We start from the raw sequence: 23643 nt of genomic DNA, 5'->3' as shown, positions 1-23643 counted from the left end.
TTGCAGGTCATCGATAAATCCGCTCGGTTATTCTGGATCAGTAGCCGCTGGGGCTGTCTGATTGCCTAAGCTGATATCGAAGGTGATCGTATCTTCTAACGGTAAAAACTGATTGAACTTGCTCATCCCCACGATTGTCCCGTAGGGTTCTGCTGAATTGACATAACGGACTTGATAGCTGATGTTCGCCCCTTTTGAACGGAATTCATCAAAGAAGAGTTTTTGCAGATCCCCTTCAAGGAGCTCGCTTCGACGGTAATCTTTGATATACGGTTGACCTGCCGAATAGACGACTTCAATGCCTTGGTCATCTTTGCTGGTTAAAACGGTCCCGGCGGTCTCACTTTGCGAGATCAATTGTCCGTAAGGCAGACTCTGAGTAAACTGCATCCGCATCCGCACAGTGACACCCTCAACAGCGGCCTGGGCATCATCTGGTAAAATCGTTGAAAAGTCTGGTACGGTGACCCCTTTCCCTAGAGAAATCGTTACTTGAAACGCATCCCGTTTCGCGATTTTTTCTTTTGGTGCCACGCTTTGTTCAATGACTTTGCCTTCTTCCACAGTATCCGAAGCCTGTTCTTTGATTTCAAGCTCCAGCTCATGGGCTTTCCCCCATGTTTCTACCTCTGCACGGGTTTTATCACGAAAGTCTGGTACTTCAATATCTTTTTCAAAGGTTTCTTCGCCTTTGGAATAAAAGACTCGTCCGACATCTCGACGATGATAGTTTTCTTGCGAGACTTCTTTATTGGTAAATTCTACTCGAATCGGTGCTTTTTCCTCGATCTCATCGTGGTATTCATCGACGATCGTCAAATTGCTGGCTTGATTTTTTTCGATCCACTCTGCTGCCTCGTCCCTCGTCATTTCCATAAAGTCTGGCAATGCCAATTTCTCTTCTGGATCTGGGCCTTGGCTCACCGTTAGATGCAGGGTGCTTCTTTTTCTGACTCGACTTCTGGCGGCTTCTTCTTGGGCGATCACTTGATTGGCTGGGGCTTCATCATAGGCAGGCGTCACATCGATCGCAAGATCATGTTCCGCCGCCCATTCCCTGACTTCAGAGATCTCTTTGTCCACAAAGTTATCCAGTCGGACGTACGCCAATTGGAAAAATAAAAAGCCGCTGAGTAGAAGTAGTCCGAGTAACGCACCAAGCCCTAGCAGTCGTTTTTTCCGCCGTTTCTTTTTAAAGGAGGGATCGTGTTCGATCCCCTCTTCTAAAGAAGCTGAACCTTTTTCTTTGCGGGAAACACGGGAAGAAGGTGCTTTAGCTGTAGCTGATTCCTTGTCTGGCTCTTTCGGTTCTTCTTCAAACTTCGATAAAAAATCACTCATAGGCCGTCAACTCGCCGTTTTTCAAATAAAAGGTCTGATCCGACTGCTTGGCAATTTCAGTCGAATGCGTCACTACGATGATGCACTTGTTGTGTAAAGTAGCTAAATCTTTAAAAATATCCACGATTTCTTGCTCCATGCCTTCATCTAAATTTCCCGTCGGCTCATCGGCTAAAATGATATCAACATTGGTCGCTAAGGCGCGAGCGATGGCGACCCGCTGTTGTTCCCCGCCGGAGAGCTGATTGACGAAACGATCGGCTTTCGTGGAGGTGATTCCGATATAATCCAGCAAGCGATACGCAATTTGATCATGTTGATCGGGGAGCTTGTTGTCTGAGATCGCCATCGAAACAAGGACATTTTCTAATGCCGTCAAATAAGGAATCAAGTTGTAACTTTGAAAAATCAAACTGATCTTGTTGCGGCGATACTCTTCATAGCCGATCGTTTTGATATTTTTTCCTTCAAAAAATACTTCCCCATCGGTTGGTTGATCCAATGCGCTGATCAAGGAAAGAAAGGTGGTCTTTCCTGAGCCTGATTTCCCTAAAATCGTGTAAAATTTACCTTTTTCAAAGGAGATATTGGTTTTATCTAAAATCTTCCGACGATTCTCACCATCTTGGTAGTAATACGTCATATCTTTGGTTTCTAAAATTGCCATGTTCTTCGCTCCTTACAGCATGATTTTTTTCGGATTCAAACGTAAAATATATAACAGCGGCACCACTGCCGAAAGCAAGATCGTCACGATCCCGGTCGCTAAAAAGGCAATGATATAAGACAGGGTGTATTGAACGCGAAACGCTTCGTTGATCGTTGCTTGATCGATTTTCGGTACACCCACAAAGAATTGCTCCACCCCTGCTTGATTTGCCTCTAGCATACTACTGGATAACAAAGATTCAGAAACCATCTTGCCCAGCATATTCCCTGTGACCAAGGAGATCAACATTGCACTGACACCAATCAACAGGAGTTCGAGCACGATCTGTGCAAACACGTATTTCCGTCGTTCTCCTAACGAAAGGTAGATACCTAACTCATATTTACGATCTCGGGTAAACAGCACAATGATCAAGGAGATAATAATCAAGGAAGCAATCACCGCAATCACTACGACATATGAGGAAATCTGTGATAAGCGATTCATGCTGGTCCCCACACGGTCATACTCATCCGTAGAGGCATTGACCTTATAGCCATTTGGCAAGAGCGGTGTCACCTCTTGTTTGAATTGCTCTGCATCTTCTGGTTGGTTCAAAATGAATTGTGGAGTGAAGAACTCCTCATCAGAACCGAAATCTGTCGCTGGAAACGCCGCTTGCTGTCCCGCACGTTCCTCTTCAACAATCGTTTTCACGGCATCATTCGGCATATAGATACGATTGAAGGGCCGATCATCAAATGCAAACGAGCTGGCCATGCCATCTTGTCCTTGATTATTTGCTTTTTCTAAGCTGGTATTTTTAAATATCCCGACGATTTCGATGGAGTAATCATTGCCTTTTTGCTTTTCAGGGTCCATCCCTGACGAATAATCGACAAACTGACCATCTAAGACCATAGTGTCTCCCACGGTCAAGCCGTTTTCCTGAGCCATCTCTTCCGATATCAAGCCCACACGTTTTCCGGTACGCTGTTCCTCTTCAGTAAAAAAGCGTCCCTGTGTTAAATCCACCGTATCTTCTTCAAAATCCAACGGCTTTAAGAGATTGGTTCCTGTTAAATAAACCCAAGGAGATATTCCTCCGACAATCATGACATTGTCGTCGTCCTCTTCAGGACTGAAACGATAAGGTTTGAAGTTTTCAACAGCAATCGCTGTTTCTCGTAAATAGTCATACTGTTTGACTTCGGACCGTTCACCGATCTGCTTGATTAGGTCCTCTGACAGCGGCTGAATCTCCTCCATACTCGCACCACCATCACTATTTGCCAACTTTTCATAATCGATCTCAATCGTGGCCAGTGAGCCTAATTGATTTTTGATCTGCTTTTCGACATTTTGAGTCGATTGATTGACCGCAATTGCGCCAGCGATCACATTTCCTAATATCAGAATAACAGCAAACAATATCGCAGATTTCCCTCGCTTTCTCGTCACACTCAGCCATGCTCGTTTCATATAATTCACTTGCCAACATCCTCTCTTTTTTTCTCTAACAAAAGCATACTGGATGAACCTTTAGTGAATCTGTCATTTGCAAATTTTTTCAAAAAAAGCAGAATCCTAGGGAACGTTTGATAAAAAAGACTGTTGTTTCAATGATCGACTCCAGCAATCATCAGAATGTGAATGACAAAAGAACATACCTCCCAAAAGATTTCTTTGGGAGGCTTTGCTATAGTTAACAAAAAAAGACAAAGACCACATCTGGGTCTTTGCCTTTTCACAATCCTATTCGTCAATTTTCTCATTTAATTCGCTGTTACGATAGCCATATACAAAATAGATCGCGATTCCGATCACTAAGGAGATCCCAAAAACGATCCAGGTCGCCGTTTGTAGACGGGTCATCAAGAAGAGACAGCTGGCAACGGACAACAAAGGCAATAACGGTACCAGGGGTACTTTAAATTCACCTTTAGCAGGTGGCCCCATCATCTTCCGCAGCTTGATGATCCCTAAGGACATTAAGATCATATACGACAATGCCGCAATGTTGGTCAATTCTGCCAAGATATTCAACGGGAAAGCTGCCGCAAAAAAGAAGGCAAAAACACCAGCGATGTAGGTCGCTTTCTTTGGTGTTTTATGCTTAGGATCGATGGCTTGCATGGCTTTTGGCAATAACCCATCTTTACTGATGGCATATAACAGACGCGCCAAAGAGTACATCATAGCGATCGTCACTGTTAATAAGGTCAAGATCGCCCCTACGGAAATGATTGATCCGACCACTCCATGACCGACATAACGCATCGCAAAAGCCACCGGATCATTGACTCCTAATTCAGTAAACGGCACGATTCCCGTCATGATCAGTGTGACAATGATATAAAGGACTGTTGCGATCGCAATGGAACCAATGATCCCCCGAGGGACATTTTTCTTTGCATCTTCAACTTCTTCCGCCGCCATTGCGACGGCATCAAAGCCAAGAAAAGCAAAGAAGACTAACGCTGCACCATTAAAGACGCCTGAAAAACCAAAGGGCATAAAGGGCTGCCAGTTGTCTGGTTCCACGAAAAAGGCACCAAAGACGATAAACAAGAGGATCACGCCGAATTTGACCCATACCATAGCATTGTTCAAACGTAACGCTTTTTTCGCTTCTTGGCTGACCCACAAGGTTACAAAAATAATGACTAAACCAGCAATCAAATCAATGTAGGTCCCCTTGCTTGGGTCATAACCGCCCGTCAAAGCGGTTGGTAAATGGATATCCGCACTGGCCAAAAAGCCTTGCACATAGCCTGACCAGCCAGATGCCACCGAAGAAACGGCCAATAAGAACTCGCAAATCAAAAACCAGCCTGCCAGCCACGCGGTAAATTCACCAAAAACGACATACAGATACGAATAGGCGCCCCCTAAAACGGGGATCCGAGAAGCAAATTCCGCAAAAGAAAGCCCTGATAACACAACAACGATACCAGCTACAACAAAGGAAAGAATCAATGCCGGTCCGGCATACTCAGCAGAAGCAGTCCCTGTAACAACAAAGATACCTGTGCCGATAATGGCGCCGATCCCCAACATAATCAAATCTTTTAACTTCAACTCTTTTTTTAAATTCGTCACACTTTCCCGTTGTATGACTTTTTTTCGAAATAAATCCATAACTCCTCCTCAAAAATATAAGTTTATGTTGCTTTCATATACCCCAGCAAAACACCGCCGATAATCACCAGCAGACAACCAATCACCACATACCGCAGTTCTTTTTTGGTTTTCTTTTCGCCGAGAATAAAAATCCCGCCTAGCGTTGAAATGATGATTCCCATCTGCGACAATGAGAAGCCCACCGCTAGTCCGACTTGCTGAACCGTGATCAGCATGCAGACATTGCCGATGCCCCATAACAATCCTGACAAGGTATTTTTCCCTACAAAACGGTCGACCTTCGTCTTCCTTAAAGCAAATAGGCTGGCACCGATCAGCATCCCGACACTTTGTGGCAAAATGATCGCCAAGGGGTCCAATCCTGCCCAAGTAATCAAAATCGTATAGGCACCGTAACCGATCGTTGATGAGATCAATGCCCGAAATCCTTTAGGAAAATCAAGCATCTTGCTGCCAGCTTCTACCGGACTTTCGCCATCTTGACGAGCGGTCAGATACGCCCCGATCACCAACAAGATCAATGCGCTAACACCTAGTGCATAATCGCGGGTCTGTGTCCATTCTGCAAAAAACAATGCACCTGCGATTGTATTTAAAATCAGCTGCATGCCGGTTGAAAGCGGCAGTCCAACAGACACACCTAAATATTTCATGCCATGGAATTGACCGTTTTGACCGATGGACCAAAAAAGACCAGACAAAAGACCGATCAAAATCACCTTTCCATCAATCACTGGCATCGTCACAAAAAATACGACCAGAGAAAAGAAAAAGGCACCAATCGTCATTCCTAGCGTTTGCTGGTTCGCATCCCCGCCAAGTTTGGCACTTACTAAACCAATGCTGCCCCACGCAAACATTGGTACTAATGCAACGAGTATCTCCATTTCATTCATCCTTACCATTCAATTTTAAACACAGGCTTTAGTGTATCAGTGAAAACGTTCTAGGGACAAGTGATTTTTGTCAAAAAACACAAAAAGATACTCGAAAAAAAGCAGATTAGCGTTTTTCCTCATAATAACTCAACAACGGAAAGAACAGCGTCATGGTGGTTCCTTTTCCAACTGTCGACGAAGCCGTTAGCTCGATGCCTAATTCCTTCGCTAAACTTTTCGCTAAAAAGAGCCCCAATCCCGTCGAGTGGGTGTCCGTTTGGCGCCCATTTTCGCCCGTAAAGCCTTTATCAAAAATGCGCCGCATGTCTTCTTTAGGAATGCCGATCCCACTATCTTGCAAGTGGAGATAGGTCCCTTGGGCATCTTTTTCGATCCGAATCGTCAGCTGCCCATTTTGTGGTGTGTACTTCACGGCATTGCTGACCAGCTGTCGAAAGATAAAGCCGAGCCATTTTTCATCGGTCAACACTTGCTGATCCTCGCCTTCAACGGCATAGTGCAGGTTCTTTTGGATAAAATAATTGGCCTGACTGCGTAAAACTGGCTGGATGACGGCTTTCAATGAAATTTCTTGGACCAGATAATCTTTTGAAAAGCTGTCCAAGCGGGCGACGTATAAGACTTGCTCGACGTATTCGTTCATGCGGTTCAATTCATTTTCTAGTAAGATGAATTTTTCATCGGGAATATCAAATTCGATCGAATGCAAAAGCAATCGTGATGCAGCTAAAGGGACTTTGATCTCATGGACCCACGAATCGATGTATTCCTTTTGTTCTTCTTGATTGCTGACGACTTGCTGCATCAATTCTTGGTGCTCTCGGATCAACTGATTGATGTAGGATTCGATCCGTTCTTCTTCCGCCGAGCGTGCTCCTTGCAAGTAGTTTTGCAGCAAGCTGTCTCCAGGCTTGGGGGTGATTTTTTGCCAAAAACGCCGCTTAGATAAGTAGCTGACTGCTAAAAAGAATACCATCAAGACACTTTGCATTAAAAAGAGATAGCCGACTGTGCCCCAATCCATCGGGGAATGAGGAGTCAGCCAAAAAACTAAGACCGTCAACACGAAAAAGACTAGCCAACCGATAAACAGCAGCCAACGATCTTTCAAAAAACTGCGCAAAACTCGCCACTTTGTCATGGTACGATATACCCTTGACCAACCTTGGTCTCAATGTAGCCGTTCATCCCCGCTTGTTCGATTTTTCGTCGCAAACGATTGATATTGACCGTCAAGGTATTGTCGTCTACAAATCGCTCGTCATCCCATAAGGCTCGCAAGAGTTTTTCCCGACTTAAAATCTTGCCGTGATTTTTCATCAAAATATACAGCAGGCGGTATTCGTTTTTGCTAAGATCGATGCTTTCGCCATTGATATACATGCTGCTGTTGTCGATATTGAGGGTCAAACCGTTATGCACTAACGTTTCACTGCTGCTTTCTACATAGTTGTAGGAACGGCGCAGCAGCGCATTGATTTTTGCAATCAGAACGTCGATCTCAAAAGGTTTTGTCACAAAATCGTCCGCTCCCATATTCATGGCCATGATCATATCCATATTGGTGTTGCGGCTAGAAATAAAAATGATTGGTACTTTGGAAGCTTCGCGGATTTTTTGACACCAATAGTAGCCATCAAAAACCGGCAAATTAATATCCAGTAAAATCAGTTGGGGCTCTTGTTCTTCAAAGTCAGTCAACACATGATGGAAATCCGTCGTGCCAAAGGTCTCAAACTGCCATTTTTCTAGTTCTTCGATAATCAGTTGGCGAATCACCGCTTCATCTTCTACTACCATTATTTTTGCCATATCCGTGAATTCCCTCACTTTGTGTAATTTTCTCCTCTTTACTTTATCAAATATCAAAAACGAATGCGAATATTAATCGCCGTTTTTAGCAAACCCTAAAAAACCTCGCCACTGACGGTAGAAGCCAGTGGCGAGGCAAAGCAAAAATGTCTATTGGGTTATTCGATGATCTCTACCGTCTCGATCAGTAATTTACCGATAAACAATAAGATCCCATCGAAAAAAAGCACACTCATGTTGACACCTAATAACATCGATAACCGTTCAACGACATCGATTTTTGGTCGTTTATTCAAGTAACGAAACAAGAAAAAATTCACACCATACGTCACTGCCATGATCAGCAGCATCAAGATCACCATTTTAGTTCCCTGCTTTTCTTCAAATTTTTGGTTGCTGTGCTAAAAACTGTGTCAGTTTGCTTTGATCGATGGCTTCATACTGCGATAGAAAGCGACCGATCGCTTGAACGACTGCCGGTAGATGACCCGCTTCATCATTTTCGATCTGCAGCACCAGCAGTGGTTCGTGCAGGCTCATTCGCAGCAAGAACCAGCCTTGGCCATAAGGCGCTGTCAAGTTGATGCGAATGCCTTCCTCATTTTCTGGATCGATCTGCCATCCTGGCAGCAAATGATTGGCTAGCGCCTTGATCACTTGGCGACCATAGTCTTGATAGTCGTCTTTTTGGATCGCAAAGCGCAATTCTTGGGTCTCGGCGGGTTGTTGCAACGCCGCGATCAGCTCATCCAGTGTCGTGCCTTGCTGTTGCAATTGAGGCAGCATCATCAAGAGCTTGGCGATCACGTACGCCCCGTCATCCAAAAAGAAATTTTCTTTAAACGCGGCATGCCCGCTGGTTTCGATGGCTAACTGTGTGTCCAGTCCTGCTTCATTCAATTCGATCGCTTTGTTGATCACATTGCGGTAGCCAGAAATATAGCGTACTTGCTGCCCTCCCAGTGCTTCGATAAAGGTTTTTAAATGATTAGAGGTTGGCGAATTGGTGACGATACGCGTGCCAGGGTGTTCCGCTAAGATGATCTTGCTTAATACAGCGATCATATTGTTGCGGTTCAAGGGCTCACCGCTTTTGGTCACGACCGCCGAGCGGTCGACATCGGTATCGAAAATAATGCCTAAATCAGTTTGTTCCCGCAAGACGGCTTCGCGAATACTTGCCATTGCCTCTTTATTGTCTGGATTCGGGATATGATTGGGAAAATGCCCATCCGGTTCTAAAAATTGCGAGCCATTCGTATCTGCTCCCAGCGGCAGCAACACTTTTTCAGCAAAAAAGCCGCCGGCACCATTGCCTGCATCAACAATGATCTTTAATCCAGCCAAAGGTTTTTCCTCATTGGTTCCCATCCCTTGGCGAATTTTTTGCAGTAGATCTTGGGCATAAGGCGTCAGCAAGTCTTTTTGCTGATAGCTTCCTTTTTCCGCTGCCTCATGAACGGTAGTGTGGGACAAAATATAGTGGATATCCGTTTTTTCGGCACCGCCTTGGCGGCTGAAAATTTTTATTCCATTAAAGTAATAAGGCAAATGACTCGCTGTCAGCATCACACCAGCATCACAGTCGAAATCCGCAAACTGTGTACTCATAAACATGGCAGGTGTCGTTGCCAAGCCGCAATCGATCACTGCCACACCTTCTTGCTGCAGCTGTGCCATCAACACTTCTTGCAGTGCTTCGCCACTCAAGCGACTGTCACGACCGACTGCCACGCGAAAAGGACCGCTGCCCTTTGTTGCCAACCAGTTGCGCAAGCCCGAAGCAACTTGCCGAACCGCTTGCTCTGTCAGTGTCACCTGCTCTTTTTCTGTTGCGATCGCAATTCCTCGAATATCAGAACCATTTTGCAAATCAACGATGTTCATTTCCTCCACCCCTTCTTGTAACCGGAATCAATTTTATTATACCAGAGAAAAAAGGAAATGAAATTGCTTTTTAGTATTTTTTACTATAAATAGTTTGCTTCCCTTACTCTTTAAACGGAATCCCTTCCAGTTGCAGTAGTCGGCGTTTGGTTGCTAACCCGCCCCGGTACCCCGTCAAGCGGCCGTTTTTTCCTAACACCCGATGACAAGGAACCACGATCATCATCGGGTTACGCCCCACTGCATTTGCGACAGCGCGGACAGCAGTCGGTCGTTGAATGCGCAGCGCCAAGTCACTATACGTAGTGGTTTGCCCATAAGGAATTTGGGTCAGTGCTTGCCAAACGTTTTGTTGAAATGGTGTCCCGACAAAATCAAACGCAAAAGTAAATGTCACTGGTTCCCCTGCAAAATAAGCTTGCAGCTGCGCTTCAATTACTGGATCAAGGTCAGCTGTACTACTGATTTCAGCCAATGGAAAGAACTTGAGTAATTCATGATGATCCTGTTGCCGACCAAAATAAACTAGCCCTTTTTCCGATTGGACCACTTCATACCACTCATCATCTAAAACGATCTTTGCCAATGCTAGTTTCATGTTTTCACCTCATGGAATCCATTTTTCGCAGCACAACTGCTTATGTGCTGCCGCCGTTGTGCGGCTGTCTCAGTGACAGTATACCATTTTTTCGAGCTGTGCAAAAAAACCGACTGGCTTACTGCCAATCGGTCGTTGCAAACAAGGGAAAAAATAGGCAGATCGCCAGTCGCTGCAGCTTCAAGCCGTAGCTATGGCAGGATCAATCCAATTCGATTTTTCCAGTATAGAGCTGATAATAAGTACCTTTTTCCGCCAATAGCGTTTCATGGGTTCCCCGCTCAATGATACGGCCATGATCCATCACCATGATGGCATCGGAGTTTTGGATCGTAGATAATCGATGGGCGATCACAAACACGGTCCGTCCAGACATCAAACGGTCCATCCCTGATTGGACGATCCGCTCTGTACGGGTATCGATGCTTGAGGTGGCTTCGTCTAAGATCATCACTGGCGGATCAGCGATCGCTGCCCGCGCAATTGCCAACAGCTGACGTTGCCCTTGGGAAAGCCCTTCGCCATCGCCCGTGATCACGGTGTCGTATTTTTCTGGCAAGTGGTTGATAAACATGTCGGCATTGGCTAATTTCGCAGCTGCCAGCACTTCTTCATCACTAGCATCCAGTTTTCCGAAGCGAATATTCTCGCGAATCGTTCCAGTAAACAAATGGGTGTCTTGCAACACGATCCCTAAGGAGCGGCGCAGGGATTCAAGATGGATTTTTTCAATATTGATGCCATCATAACGAATCTTCCCGTCTTGGATGTTGTAGAACCGATTGATCAAATTGGTGATCGTTGTCTTACCAGCACCTGTGGCACCGACAAAAGCAACTTTTTGCCCAGGCTCTGCATACAGATTGATATCATGTAAGACCAGTTGATTGTCGACATAGCCGAAATCAACATCTTCAAATCGCACGTCTCCCGTCACTTCCGTATAGGTAATGGTTCCATCCTCGTGGGGATGTTTCCACGCCCACGTGCCTGTTCGTTCTTTGGTTTCAACTAGCTGACCTTGCGACCATTTGGCATTGACCAGTGTGACGTAGCCATGATCGATTTCTGGCGTTTCATCTAATAGATGGAAGATCCGCTCGGCACCAGCTAACGCCATGATCACAAAGTTGATTTGTTGTGACACCTGGCTGATAGGACCATTTAATGAACGGCTCAGCTGCAAGAAAGAAGCGATCATCCCGACCGTTAGGCCAGAAACACCATTGATGGCAAACAAGCCCCCAATGATGGCGATCAAGACATATTGGACATTCAGTAAGTTCATCATGATCGGCATCAAGGTATTGGCATTGACATTGGCTTTAGTGGCACTTTCTTGTAGTTGGTCATTTAAGGCATCAAATTCTTCCATGACGATTTTTTCATGATTGAAGATCTTGACGACTTTTTGCCCGTGCATCATTTCTTCGATATACCCGTTGACAGCGCCTAAATCTCGTTGCTGTGCGCCAAAGAAGCGGCCGCTGCGGCGAGAAATGATGCGGATCACATTCAGCATCAAAATAATCGACAGCATCACGAACAAAGTCAATGGGACACTGATGGAGAACATGGCGATAAAGACAGAACAAAAGGTTACCGCCGCCATCATCAAGTTTGGAATACTTTGGGAGATCATTTGGCGCAACGTATCCGTATCGTTGGTAAAGTGACTCATGATGTCGCCATCTGAGCGGGCATCAAAGTAACCGACGGGTAGAGACTGCATATGCGTAAACATTTGGTCACGGATTTTTTTCTGTGTCCCTTCACTGATTTTGACCATCATAAAGTTATAGGTCAGTGCGGCCAAGATTCCAATCAGGTAGATGATCGCCATTTGAACGATCGCCCGAAACAAGCCGCCAAAATCAGGATTGGCTTGCCCTAAGAGGGGTGTGATATGATCGTCGATCACGACTTGTAAAAACAACGAACCGCGTACGTTGGCAAAGGCACTTAACAAGATCATGACCACGACGAACAGGAGTTGTCCTTTGTAGTCGCCAAACATCGTTCGCAATAAACGTTTCAATGTGCGCTTGGGATTTGCTGCTTGTCTATTCTTCACCTTCACCAAATCCTTTCTGCTGCGAATGGTACACTTCTTGATAGATGGCATTGTTTGCCAACAATTCTTCGTGGGTACCGATGCCATTGATTTTGCCATCATCCATTACGATGATCCGGTCGGCGTCTTCGATCGAGTTGATCCGTTGAGAAATAATGATCGTCGTCGTTCCCGGAATTTCTCGTTTCAAGCCTTCGCGGATACTGCGATCGGTTTTGGTGTCGACGGCACTAGTAGAATCATCGAGAATCAAGATTTTCGGTTTCTTCAGCAAGGCGCGAGCAATCGTCAACCGTTGTTTTTGCCCACCGGAAACATTGTTTCCTCCTTGCGAAATCTGTGTTTCATACTTGTCAGGAAACTCTTGAATAAAAGGATCGGCTTGTGCGATCGTTGCCACGCGCTGGATCTCTTCATCCGATGCCTCTTCATTGCCCCAACGCAAATTGTCGTTGATAGTGCCGCTAAAGAGTACATTGTTTTGCAAGACCATACTTACTTGGTCCCGCAATGCTTCTAAATCATAGTCGCGAACATCATGACCGCCGACGATGACACGCCCTTCGATCACATCATATAAGCGGGGGATCAGCTGGACGAGGGTGGATTTCCCGCTCCCGGTCCCGCCAATGACTCCAATGACTTCCCCGGATTCGATACGCAGATTTGCATCCGTCAGCGCCAGCTTGTTTTTGTCATTGGCGTAACTAAAGCCGACATTCTCAAAAACGATGGAGCCGTCTTTGATCTCTTTGACTGGATCGGCGGGATTTTTCAAGTCACTTTCTTCATCTAATACTTCTACGACCCGTTCTGCCGACGTTCGTGCGATCAAAATCTGCACGAAAGCCATCGACATCATCATCAAGCTCATCAAAATCTGCATCGTGTAGTTGAACATGCTGACTAACTCCCCAGTGGTCAGGCTGCTTTGTTCCACGATCAGCTGAGCACCAAACCATGACAGGAGCAGCATACACGTATAGACAGAAAATTGCATCAATGGCATGTTGAAAGAGACGATTCGTTGCGCAAGCGTGAAATTCCGATAAACATCGGTGGACACTTCGCCAAACAGTTCTTCTTGCTGTTCTTCCCGAACATACGATTTCACGACGCGAACCCCTTGTAAATTTTCTTGCACCACATTATTCAGGCGGTCATAAATGCGGAATACTTTTAGAAACAGCGGGTGGGCAAAACGTATAACTAAAGCCAGACCAATCGCTAAGATCGGTAAAACAACCAGATAGATCGTCATAAGTTCTGGACTGATGGTGCTAACCATTGCAAGTGAAAAAATCAGAACTAACGGACTACGGACCAGAATACGAATAATCATTTGGTAAGCATTTTGGACGTTGGTCACGTCAGTGGTCAAGCGGGTGATCAAACTGGAGGAAGAAAAGCGGTCAATGTTTGAAAAGGAAAAATCTTGGATTCGGCGAAACAGATTGTGCCGCAGGTTGCGGGCAAAACCAGCCGAAGCGATCGCTGCCGTTCGTCCGCCAAGCGTTCCTAAAAGTAATGCGATCAAGGAACATAAAAAAAGCAAGCCGCCATCTCTTAGAATCACACCGGCGTCTCCTTTTTCGATCCCTTGGTCGATCATCATGGCCATGATCAGGGGCATAATGACATCTAAGGCAACCTCTCCTGCTACATACACAGGGGTCAGCAAGCTGTCCTTCTTATAGCTGCCAACATTCGCGAGTAATTTTTTTATCATTTGTTTCGTCCCTTCTATAGATGGCACTGCGGAGCCATTTTTTATCGTTACCATCAAGTTTACTTTATCGACCCAGCGATTTCAAGCGGCTCGCTTGTGTTTTTTTTACAATTAGTAAGTAAAAAGCACCCTTCCAAAAAGAAGGGTGCTTGCTTTTTTGATGCGGTTTGAAAAAGCACTTAGTAAGGATTATTCGGTAGCGTTTGAACCAGCGGTACTGATCGGTTCATCGACATCGTCACCGCCATCATCTGCCGGCGGTGTTTGGGTACTGCCTTGCAGATTGCCGCGGCTGATCCCGATGGTGATCCACGTTTCTAGGGGAATAAACTCGCCGTAGCGGCTCATTTCAACAACGGTTCCTTTTGGTTCCGCCGAATCGATATAGTAGATTTCATAATAGACGTTGGCGCCTTTTGATTTGTATTCATCAAAGAATAGTTTTGGCAAGTCGCCTTCCGTTGCTTGAAAACGGATGTCTTTTAAATATGGTCGGCCTAATGAGTAGACGACTTTGACGGTTGGCAAAGTATCGCTTTCGCTGTATTCTTTGCCTGCTTCTTCCGACTGGCTCAAGAAACTACCATACGCCACTTGATCGGAATAGACTGTGCTGACTTGCAGCGGGATTTTCGATTCTAGTCCTTGGGCTTCTTCGATCGTGTATTGTGAAAAATCTGGAACGGTCAATGCTTGGCCTTTTGAGACCTTCACCACAAATTCATCTTTTTTCGCGAGTTTGCTGCCTTTGACTGGTTCTTGTGAAACCACCAGATCCAGGGCGACACTGTCAGAAAAGACGGTTTCTTCTTTGTATTTCAAGTCATTCTTTTTCGCCCATTCAGAAGCTTCACTCTTGGCTTTGCCCGTAAAATCAGGTACTTCAATATTTTTTTCAAAGACTTCTTTCCCTTTTGAATAATAGACACTCAAACGGTCTTTGCGTTTGTATTCCGCCAAATCAAGCTCTTTGTTGGCCGCCTCTTGTTTAATAAAGGCTTCTGCTGCTACATTGTCGTCAAATTGTTCGATCAAAGAGAGGTTCTCGGCTTTATTGCTGGCGATCCATTCTTTTGCTTCGGTCACTTGCATCGCTGAAAAATCTGGCAGCTCTAAGCGTTCTTCAGGATCAGGCCCGAGACTCGCCGTCAGTGTCAATGTGGCACCCTTCTTGATCTTTTTGTCAGGGTCAACACTTTGGTCAATCACTTGGTTGACGTCTTTGTCAAAATCATATTCTTGCTCTACTTTGATAGCGACGCCTTCTTCCATGCCCCACGTCCGCGCTTCTGACAGATCTTGGGCAGTGAAATCTGGCACCTTCACATGGGTCATTTGATAGTAGACGATCCCAATCACGGCAACCGCCAAGGCGGTCAGTAGGGCAATCAGCAAGATTTTTTTCTGCTTACGCTTTTTGTAGGTCGGATCAAATTCCGTTTCTTCTTTCCCAAACCGGCTGACTGGTTCCTTTGATGCTACCTTCTCCGTCGAAGAACTCGCCGCTTTTGCTTCAGTCGTCTGTGTTTGTTGACGGGCTGCCGAACGACTCAGTGGCTCACTAGCGGTCGACTCTTCTGATTGGTGAACCGTCGTCGGCTCTGCTGGTTTGCCCGCTTGCTCCGCGCCACTTGCGTTTTGATCTCCGACAGGTTCGCTGGTTTTTTTCTCGCGATCGGGCGTGGGTTTCTTTTTGCCATCATAGTTGTCCGGGCTAAAATTTGATAAAAAATCACTCATGTTTGCTCAACACACCTTTACGTAAATACAAGACTTCATCCGCTTGTTGAGCGATCTCGTTGGCGTGGGTCACGACGATCACACATTTGTTGTGGACGTGTGCCAGCTCTTTAAAGATATCGATGATTTCTTGTTCCATTTCTTCATCCAAATTCCCGGTTGGTTCGTCCGCTAAAATGATATCGACATTGGTGGCTAACGCCCGGGCGATCGCTACCCGTTGTTGTTCCCCACCAGATAATTGATTGACGAGACGATCGGCTTTTTCTTTAGTGATGCCTATATAATCCAGCAAATTGTACGCCACTTCTCGTTGATTGTCTGGCAGCTGATTTTTCGTAATCGCCATCGGCACTAAGACATTTTCGACTGCACTCAAATAGGGAATCAGATTATAGCTTTGGAAAATGATACTGATGTCGTCGCGGCGGTAATTCTCATGCCCAATTTTTTCGATATCGGTGCCTTCATATAATACTTGCCCACTTTTCGGACTATCCAGTGCACTGATCAAGGACAAAAACGTCGTTTTTCCCGAACCAGATTGACCTAAGATGGCATAAAATCGGCCTTTTTCAAAAGAAACAGAAGTCTCTTTCAGTATATAGCGACGCTGATCGCCGTCTTGGTAATAGTAATCGACTGCTTTGGTTTCTAATAAAGTCATCGGTGGTTCCTCCTACATCATGATTTTCTTTGGATTCAAGCGTAAAATATACAATAGCGGTAAAATCGCTGAGAGTAAGACAGTTCCTAAACCTAACAGCAGATACGTGATGATGTAGCCGGCTGAGAAGGACACTTGATAAGCATTCTTGATATCCATGTAATCAATATTAGCTGCCATCAAACCGCCAGAATAAACACCGCCCATCTCATTTTGATTGCTCATCCAATCGTTTTGCATCAAAGTATTTGAAACGGCCCCACCTAATAAGTTCCCGGTCACTAAGGACAATAGCAGTGCGGCTAAACTAACCAGCAAGACTTCAATCACGATCTGACCAATGACTTTCCCACGGCTTTCCCCCAAGGAGAGATAGATGCCTAATTCTTGTTTCCGATCTCGTAAGAAAAGTAGGACCACTAAGGAAATGATAAAGATGGTTGCGATCGATGCAATGATTACGATGTAATTTGCGATCACCCCTAAACGAGTAAAACCACCGGCGATCTGCTCGTATTGATCCGTATTGGCAATGACGCGGTAGTATTGCGGCAATAACGCACCGGCTTCTTGTTTAAAGGCTTCGACGTCATCCGTTGAATTTAGGACAAAGATCGGTTGATAATAGGCGTCTGACTCTTCTTCGATCACTTCTTGACCCCAAAGCTTTTCAGACTGCAATTTGTTAAAATCTTGCACTAAATTATTGCTAGCATAAAAGGTGTTGATTTGATCCATCACTTGCCATATCTGATCACTATTTTGAGAATTGCTTTGATCTGATGAACTGCCTTGATTGCTTTGATCCTTTTTAACGACAGAAAAGATCCCTGCAATGGTCACAGGATAATCAAAGGTTGCGACACGATTGCCACTTTCAGCCGTTTCGTCCGTCGCATCCTCACTATCGTCACTCACTCCCTCGCTTGAACCACCTTCCATCATGACTTCTGCCCGTGTATCCCATACCAATTGATCACCGACACTCAGGTTGTTCAATTCTGCGATCTCTTTACTGATCAATACCGCATTCGTCAACTCACTGACATCTTTTTCTGTTAATCCCTCGCCTTCCTCCAAGCGAATCAAGCCTTCTTGCATGTCTAATGGCTCAACCAAATTTCCGCCCTTCAAAGAGAAATAGTTGCCACCCATGCCAACCGAGCCATCCTCCGGCGTATAGGCTTTCAATTTTGTTGTTTCTAACCAAGCTTGATTTTGGTAATCAAAATATTTCACATAGCTTAACTGACCGATTTGCTCATAAACATCCAGCGCTGGTGGTTTCGGATAAAAATCTTCTTGAGACCGCTCTTCGTCCGAAGCATCTGCATGCTCTTTTTCAAAACCTTCCCAATCCATTTCCACCGTAGCTACGTTCCCCATTTTGCGTTTCGTCTCTCGCTCCACGTTGGCAGTGGATTGTTGAATTGCTACAGCACCAGCGATCACATTGCCTAGAATAAATAGAACTAAAAATAAAATAAATGATTTCCCTTTTCTTCTGGTGATACTTTTTAATGCACGCTGCCAAAAGTTCATTGTTTTTTCCTCCAGTGACATTATTTTTTAACAATTATTCCATACTTCTCCCTCAAGAACAATCGCAATAAAGGATCGTTTTTCGAATTTTAAATATTAAAAAACGAGTACAAACGATATTTCCATTTAAAAACCCTTATAAAAGAACAAGAAAAAGATGTTAAATAACAAATAAAAGAATGGTATTTTTGCTAACAGTTTTGTAAGATTTCCCGATTTCAACTTAAATTTTACTTGAATTCCATCAAAAATGCTTGGCGCTTTCGAGAGTATAAAAAAACGAAGGAATTCTCTCACTCTTTCCCAGCGAGAAAATCCTTCGTTTTGTATCACTTATTTTTCTTTCGTATCGATCACGATCGTCACCGGGCCATCATTGACCAAGGCGACTTGCATATCTGCACCAAATTTTCCAGTAGCAACAGTGATGCCTTCGGCTTGTAAACCTTCATTAAAGGCTTCGTAAAGCGGGATCGCAATACTTGGCGGTGCCGCTTGAATGAAGCTAGGGCGATTGCCTTTCTTGGTCTCCCCATAGAGGGTGAACTGTGAAATACTCAAGACGGCGCCATTTATACTTTCCAGTGACCGATTCATTTTACCTTCTTCGTCTTCAAAAACCCGCAGATTTTTGATTTTTCTTACGAGATAAGCCACATCGTCGCCTGTATCCTCATGGGTGATCCCCAATAAAACCATAAACCCTTGTTGGATCGCACCGACGATATTCTCCTCAATCGACACACTTGCTTGACTGACTCGCTGGATCACTGCCCGCATTCTTTCTCATCCCTTCGTACGTCTGACGCTGTAAACATCTGGAATCTGCTTGATTTTATCAACGATCGATTTCAAATGAGTCAAATTCTGAATCGCCACCGTGATGCGGATCGTTGCCATTTTGTCTTTGTTGGTTTTGGCTTCGACACTCACTAAGCGCTTCGTGACAGTGTTGACTGTCTGTAAGACATCATTGAGCAACCCAGAACGATCATAGCCGTAGATCTCAAGATCGGCATCGTATTCTTTGTTGATGTCGGTGGCATCTTCCCACTCAACATCGATCAAACGGTTCGCGGCGTCTTTGTTTTGAACATTGGGACAATCGCTGCGGTGGATCGAGATTCCTCGGCCTTTGGTAATGTAGCCGACGATCGAATCCCCAGGGACCGGATTGCAGCAGCGGGAGATGCGGATCAACAAGTTATCGACCCCTTCAATGACAATGCCGCCTTCGTGACGAACCTTCATTTTTTCTGGTTCTTTTTTCGCTGGTTGATTGATCATCTCTTGGACTTGCTGCTTTTGCTTCTCGATTTGTTTCTCGCGCCGTTCTTCTTCGGTCAAACGGTTGGCTAAAGTCGTGGGACTAACTTCCCCATAGCCGACAGAGGCAAATAGATCATCTTCTGTTTGGTAGTTGAACCGTTCGCAAGCTTCCGCCATTTTGCTTTTCGTCAAAAATTCTTTCGGCACAAAGCCCATATCTTGTAAGGTACGAACCACTGCCTCATGCCCTTTGATGATGTTTTCATCACGATCTTGGGCTTTAAAAAATCGTTTGATTTTGTTCTTCGCTTTGCTGGTAGCCACTAGTTTGACCCAGTCGCGGCTTGGGCCAAAGGAATTTGGTGAGGTCAAGATCTCGATAATGTCCCCATTTTTTAGCTTGTAGTCCAATTGGACCATCTTGCCGTTGACCTTGGCGCCGGTGGTTTTGTTACCGATGTCGGTATGGATGCTATAGGCAAAATCCAGGGGACTGGAGCCTTGAGGCAACTCCGTCACATCACCTTTTGGCGTAAATACATAGACTTTGTCGCTGAAAATATCGCCTTTGACACCTTCCATAAATTCAGAAGCATCATAGCTTTCATCTTGTAGTTCCAAGATTTCGCGGAACCAGCCAACTTGTTGGGTCATCTTGTCGGCTCTGACTTTTTCGGTCTTGCCTTCTTTATAGGCCCAGTGCGCAGCAACCCCAAATTCAGCGATCTCATGCATTTCATGGGTCCGAATTTGGATCTCGACAGGATTGCCTTTGGGACCAATGACCGTCGTATGCAGCGATTGGTACATGTTGGCTTTTGGCATCGCGATATAATCCTTGAACCGCCCAGGCATTGGTTTCCATTTTGTATGGATCGTTCCCAAAACCGCATAACAATCTTTGATGGAGTCAACGATCACTCGGATCGCCAACAAATCATAGATTTCATTGAACTGTTTCTTTTGGTCTTTCATCTTGCGATAGATTGAGTAAATATGCTTTGGTCGGCCATAGATCTCAGCATAGATATCTAGTTCCTCGGTGGCGATTCGAATCTCTTCTACGGTTTCAGAAACGTAGGATTCCCGTTCTTCTCGCTTTGTCTGCATCAAATGCACGATTCGGTAATATTGCTGTGGATTCAAATAACGCAAAGAAATATCTTCTAATTCCCATTTGATGCGGCTGATCCCTAAACGATGAGCCAATGGGGCATAGATTTCCATCGTTTCTTGGGCGATGCGGCGTTGTTTGTCTTCCCGCAGATGTTTCAACGTACGCATATTATGTAAACGGTCAGCCAGTTTGACCATGATGACCCGTAAATCTTGCGCCATGGCGATCAACATTTTCCGATGATTTTCTGCTAATTGTTCTTCATGAGATTTGTACTTGATCTTACCCAGCTTGGTCACGCCATCCACTAGCATCGCTACATCGGCACCGAATTCTTCTTTCAGATCGGCTAACGTCACATCGGTATCTTCGACGACATCATGCAAAAAACCAGTTGCAACGGTATGAGGGTCCATCTGCAATTCTGCCAAGATCCCCGCAACTTGGATTGGATGAATAATGTAAGGCTCGCCGGATTTACGGAATTGTTCTTTATGGGCTTCTGTCGCGTAATCTAATGCTTTTTGGACAAAGGCAACATGTTCTTCACTCATATAATGAGCGACCAATTTGATGACATTGGGCCCGGTCAATATAACTTCTTTTGCCATTCATTCCGCCTCCTGCTTTTCTTTTTTGTGCTATCAAAAAGGCAGACAGAAGTCGCTGTTAACGTTTCGTCACGCACCCAAAGCCTTGCGGACAAACGTTCTAAGCATGGGACTCCTGTCTAACCTGCAGTTCTTATTTAGTAGTATTATTATACAAATTTTTCAGCTATTTTTCAATCGCTGTTGTTCAAAGCACATCGGGCGACGGCTGGTCCTTAAGCAATTCTTCAAAAACATGATACGAGAGCCCGATTTTCTCAGCGCCAGCAGCCTGTAGTGATTGCAGCGCTTGTTCATCGACTGTGTCAGGATTGATCTGGATCGACAGTTGACTGCCGCCATCTAAGGAAAACAAGCTCACGTCATGCAATGCTTCTGCTAGTGGTTGTTTTTGCCCTAACACAATCTTTGGCCAAGCTTCTTCTTTCAAGCGTTGTGCTACTTGGATCTTCGTCAATTCATTCATGATCTCGGTTTGCACAGCTAAGCGGATCTCTCCTCCTGTCAAGGTCAAGGAGCGGATCGTTTCAGTCAGCTCCGCAAAGCCACGATCATTTTCCATGAAGGAAGAAGCTGGCAGCCAGACTTCCAAAAAATCGGCGCCTTCCATAAACGCCCGACCAATTTCAAACGCCACCTTTGCCAGTGTTCCTTGGGCAAGGGGGTAATCGATCACTGCGCCGATTTGTAGGGAAGAGCCTTGTGCCAAGATTTTCGCTCGCCGAATGGCACTAGGCAAAACGACGACTTCCTTTAAGGTCGTCTTATATTGATTGATAAAATCCTTCAAGACCCAGTCGGTCAGATCGGCCGTCAACAAACGGACACTGATTGCTTCTTGGTTCTTATTCATCAACTCACATCCTCTTTAATTCCGTTAGCACACTGACAGCACTTAAAAAATAAAACGGGGCTGTTTCTGTTCGTAAAATTCGAGGGCCTAACCCGCATAATTTGGCATTGTTTTGCTGGGCTTCTTCGATTTCGGAGGGGGTCAGACCGCCTTCTGGACCAAAGATCGCTAAAACTTTGCTGCCAACAGGCAATGCGGTGATCACTTGCAGCAGCATCGCCGCTTCTCCTTGCTTGGCTGATTCTTCATAAGCCACTAGGACCGCATCATACTGACTGAGGCTTTGCCAAAATGCTTTGGCGTTATCCAGCAGCGTGATGGCTGGTACGATCTGCCGTTGGGACTGCTCCGCCGCTTCTTGGGCGATTTTTTGCAGCCGTTGCTGCTTTTTCTGTAATTTCTTTTGATCCCATTTCACGACCGAAGTTTGTGCAGGAAAACCGATAAAGGCTGCCGCCCCCAGCTCCGTTCCTTTTTGAACGATCAATTCCAGCTTGTCGCCTTTCGGGTAGCCGCTAGCGATCGTGACCTGCAGCGGCAATTCCTTGTCCTGCTGTTCTTTTTCGACTTCCTCTAAGTACACCGTTTCTTCATCGGCTTCTTTGATCTTGGCAATGATCGCCAAATGATCCTCAAACACTAAACCGACTTTTGCCCCGGGAGTCATGCGCATCACTCGGATCATATGGTGGAAGGGTTCTCCCGAAACGGCAAACACCGCTTTTGCTTCATAAGGCTCCTGTAAAAAATATCGCTGCATCTTACTCTACCTCTGGTTTTTTAAAGGCGATCGCATACCAGTCTTTTTGATTGAACAATTGATCGATCTCAAAGCCTTGTGCGATCATGGCATCGATCACTAATTGTTTTTTCGTCTCAATGATCCCAGAAACGATCAAGGTCCCTTCTTGCTTCAATAGACGCCACGCATCAGGGATCATCAATAGAATGATGTCCGCTAAAATATTGGCAACGATAAGATCAGCAGGGACCGTCACTCCTTGCAAGAGATCATTGGCCTGCACGGTCACATCGTGAGCAATAGGGTTCATCGCCATATTTTCTTGGGCGGACCTCACAGCGACTTCATCTAGATCATAAGCGAACACGTCTTTGGCACCTAAATATTTACTGGCGATACTCAACACGCCTGAGCCCGTCCCGACATCTAAGACGGTTTCACCGCCTCGCAAGTAGACTTCTAGGGCTTGTAATGTCAAGCGTGTCGTAGGATGCGTGCCGGTTCCAAAAGCCATCCCCGGATCAAGGGTGATGATCTTTTCATCTTCTTGCAGCGGTTGATAGTTTTCCCAGCTCGGCACGATCGTCAGATAGCGGGAGATACGGACTGGATGGTAATATTTTTTCCAGGCCGTCGCCCATGCTTCTTCCACGACCTCGCTCGTTGTGATGGTGTTTTTGCCGATCGCCAAACCATATTCTGGCAGACGGTCGATGGCTGCTTTGATCGTCGGCAGCACTTCTGGTAAAAAGATCGTCTCTGGGAAATAGGCACTGACTTGGGCGCCTTCTTCTAAGGTCGTATAGGTTTCTTTATCCAAAATTTCGCCATACGCATCGCTTTTAAAATTTTCGATATCTAAAACGTCCTCGATCGCTACCCCACTTGCTCCGTGTTCCATTAAAATATTGGCGACTGCTTCCACTGCTTCGCTAGCTGTCGCTACGGTTACTTCATTCCATTTCATGT

Annotated in this window: 20 protein-coding genes; all 20 read right to left on the bottom strand. The window is 45.3% G+C overall.

The annotated features are described in order from the left end of the window. Positions 1-27 precede the first annotated feature (27 nt). On the bottom strand, positions 28-1341 hold the full coding sequence (locus tag IGJ15_RS01315; protein ID WP_010749052.1) for a PASTA domain-containing protein: 1314 nt from the start codon (positions 1339-1341) through the stop codon (positions 28-30). Next, positions 1334-2008 (bottom strand): ABC transporter ATP-binding protein, encoded by a 675-nt coding sequence (locus IGJ15_RS01310; protein WP_010749051.1) that lies wholly within the window; start codon positions 2006-2008, stop codon positions 1334-1336. The genes IGJ15_RS01315 and IGJ15_RS01310 overlap by 8 nt, the downstream gene beginning before the upstream one ends. A 12-nt stretch (positions 2009-2020) precedes the next feature. Continuing rightward, positions 2021-3472, bottom strand: a complete 1452-nt coding sequence (locus tag IGJ15_RS01305; RefSeq protein ID WP_034696316.1) for an ABC transporter permease — start codon at positions 3470-3472, stop codon at positions 2021-2023. A gap of 273 nt (positions 3473-3745) precedes the next feature. Next, complete coding sequence (locus IGJ15_RS01300; protein ID WP_010749049.1) at positions 3746-5131, bottom strand: APC family permease; 1386 nt, start codon at positions 5129-5131, stop codon at positions 3746-3748. A 23-nt stretch (positions 5132-5154) separates the two neighbouring features. Further along, complete coding sequence (locus IGJ15_RS01295; RefSeq protein WP_010749048.1) at positions 5155-6021, bottom strand: GRP family sugar transporter; 867 nt, start codon at positions 6019-6021, stop codon at positions 5155-5157. 115 nt (positions 6022-6136) lie between these two features. After that, positions 6137-7174: a two-component system sensor histidine kinase SapS gene (sapS, locus tag IGJ15_RS01290; RefSeq protein ID WP_010749047.1), complete on the bottom strand. Its 1038-nt coding sequence runs from the start codon at positions 7172-7174 to the stop codon at positions 6137-6139. Further along, on the bottom strand, positions 7171-7845 hold the full coding sequence (sapR, locus tag IGJ15_RS01285) for a two-component system response regulator SapR (protein WP_034696295.1): 675 nt from the start codon (positions 7843-7845) through the stop codon (positions 7171-7173). The genes sapS and sapR overlap by 4 nt, the downstream gene beginning before the upstream one ends. A gap of 158 nt (positions 7846-8003) precedes the next feature. Then, positions 8004-8207: a hypothetical protein gene (locus IGJ15_RS01280; protein WP_005227790.1), complete on the bottom strand. Its 204-nt coding sequence runs from the start codon at positions 8205-8207 to the stop codon at positions 8004-8006. A 19-nt stretch (positions 8208-8226) separates the two neighbouring features. Further along, the gene (locus IGJ15_RS01275) at positions 8227-9732 is read right to left on the bottom strand and encodes a phosphoglucomutase/phosphomannomutase (protein ID WP_010749045.1); all 1506 of its coding nucleotides are present in this window, start codon (positions 9730-9732) and stop codon (positions 8227-8229) included. A gap of 103 nt (positions 9733-9835) precedes the next feature. Further along, on the bottom strand, positions 9836-10330 hold the full coding sequence (locus IGJ15_RS01270) for a methylated-DNA--[protein]-cysteine S-methyltransferase (RefSeq protein WP_010749044.1): 495 nt from the start codon (positions 10328-10330) through the stop codon (positions 9836-9838). 202 nt (positions 10331-10532) lie between these two features. After that, positions 10533-12455, bottom strand: coding sequence for an ABC transporter ATP-binding protein (locus tag IGJ15_RS01265; RefSeq protein ID WP_228074061.1), 1923 nt, complete (start codon positions 12453-12455; stop codon positions 10533-10535). Next, positions 12394-14133, bottom strand: a complete 1740-nt coding sequence (locus tag IGJ15_RS01260) for an ABC transporter ATP-binding protein (RefSeq protein WP_010749042.1) — start codon at positions 14131-14133, stop codon at positions 12394-12396. Before IGJ15_RS01260 ends, IGJ15_RS01265 begins: the two co-directional genes overlap by 62 nt. A 189-nt stretch (positions 14134-14322) precedes the next feature. After that, positions 14323-15873 carry a PASTA domain-containing protein gene (locus tag IGJ15_RS01255; RefSeq protein ID WP_005227778.1) on the bottom strand — a complete coding sequence of 517 codons (1551 nt, stop codon included), beginning with the start codon at positions 15871-15873 and terminating at the stop codon, positions 14323-14325. After that, a complete protein-coding gene (locus IGJ15_RS01250) occupies positions 15866-16540 on the bottom strand; it encodes an ABC transporter ATP-binding protein (protein WP_010749041.1) in 675 nt (224 codons plus the stop codon). Before IGJ15_RS01250 ends, IGJ15_RS01255 begins: the two co-directional genes overlap by 8 nt. A 12-nt stretch (positions 16541-16552) precedes the next feature. After that, on the bottom strand, positions 16553-18103 hold the full coding sequence (locus IGJ15_RS01245) for an FtsX-like permease family protein (protein ID WP_142962449.1): 1551 nt from the start codon (positions 18101-18103) through the stop codon (positions 16553-16555). A 312-nt stretch (positions 18104-18415) separates the two neighbouring features. Further along, the gene (gene dtd / locus IGJ15_RS01240) at positions 18416-18862 is read right to left on the bottom strand and encodes a D-aminoacyl-tRNA deacylase (protein ID WP_010749039.1); all 447 of its coding nucleotides are present in this window, start codon (positions 18860-18862) and stop codon (positions 18416-18418) included. A gap of 6 nt (positions 18863-18868) precedes the next feature. Then, positions 18869-21079, bottom strand: a complete 2211-nt coding sequence (locus IGJ15_RS01235; RefSeq protein WP_010749038.1) for a RelA/SpoT family protein — start codon at positions 21077-21079, stop codon at positions 18869-18871. Between the two features lie 187 nt (positions 21080-21266). Next, positions 21267-21932 (bottom strand): hypothetical protein, encoded by a 666-nt coding sequence (locus tag IGJ15_RS01230; protein ID WP_005227769.1) that lies wholly within the window; start codon positions 21930-21932, stop codon positions 21267-21269. A gap of 4 nt (positions 21933-21936) precedes the next feature. Continuing rightward, positions 21937-22692 (bottom strand): 16S rRNA (uracil(1498)-N(3))-methyltransferase, encoded by a 756-nt coding sequence (locus tag IGJ15_RS01225; RefSeq protein WP_005227767.1) that lies wholly within the window; start codon positions 22690-22692, stop codon positions 21937-21939. A 1-nt stretch (position 22693) separates the two neighbouring features. Beyond that, positions 22694-23641 (bottom strand): 50S ribosomal protein L11 methyltransferase, encoded by a 948-nt coding sequence (gene prmA / locus IGJ15_RS01220; RefSeq protein WP_010749037.1) that lies wholly within the window; start codon positions 23639-23641, stop codon positions 22694-22696. Between the last annotated feature and the right edge of the window lie 2 nt (positions 23642-23643).

It is taken from the genome of Enterococcus sp. AZ079 (assembly GCF_050547255.1).
GTDB classification, from domain to species: domain Bacteria; phylum Bacillota; class Bacilli; order Lactobacillales; family Enterococcaceae; genus Enterococcus_D; species Enterococcus_D casseliflavus.
This window is presented reverse-complemented; position numbering and strand designations above follow the sequence as displayed.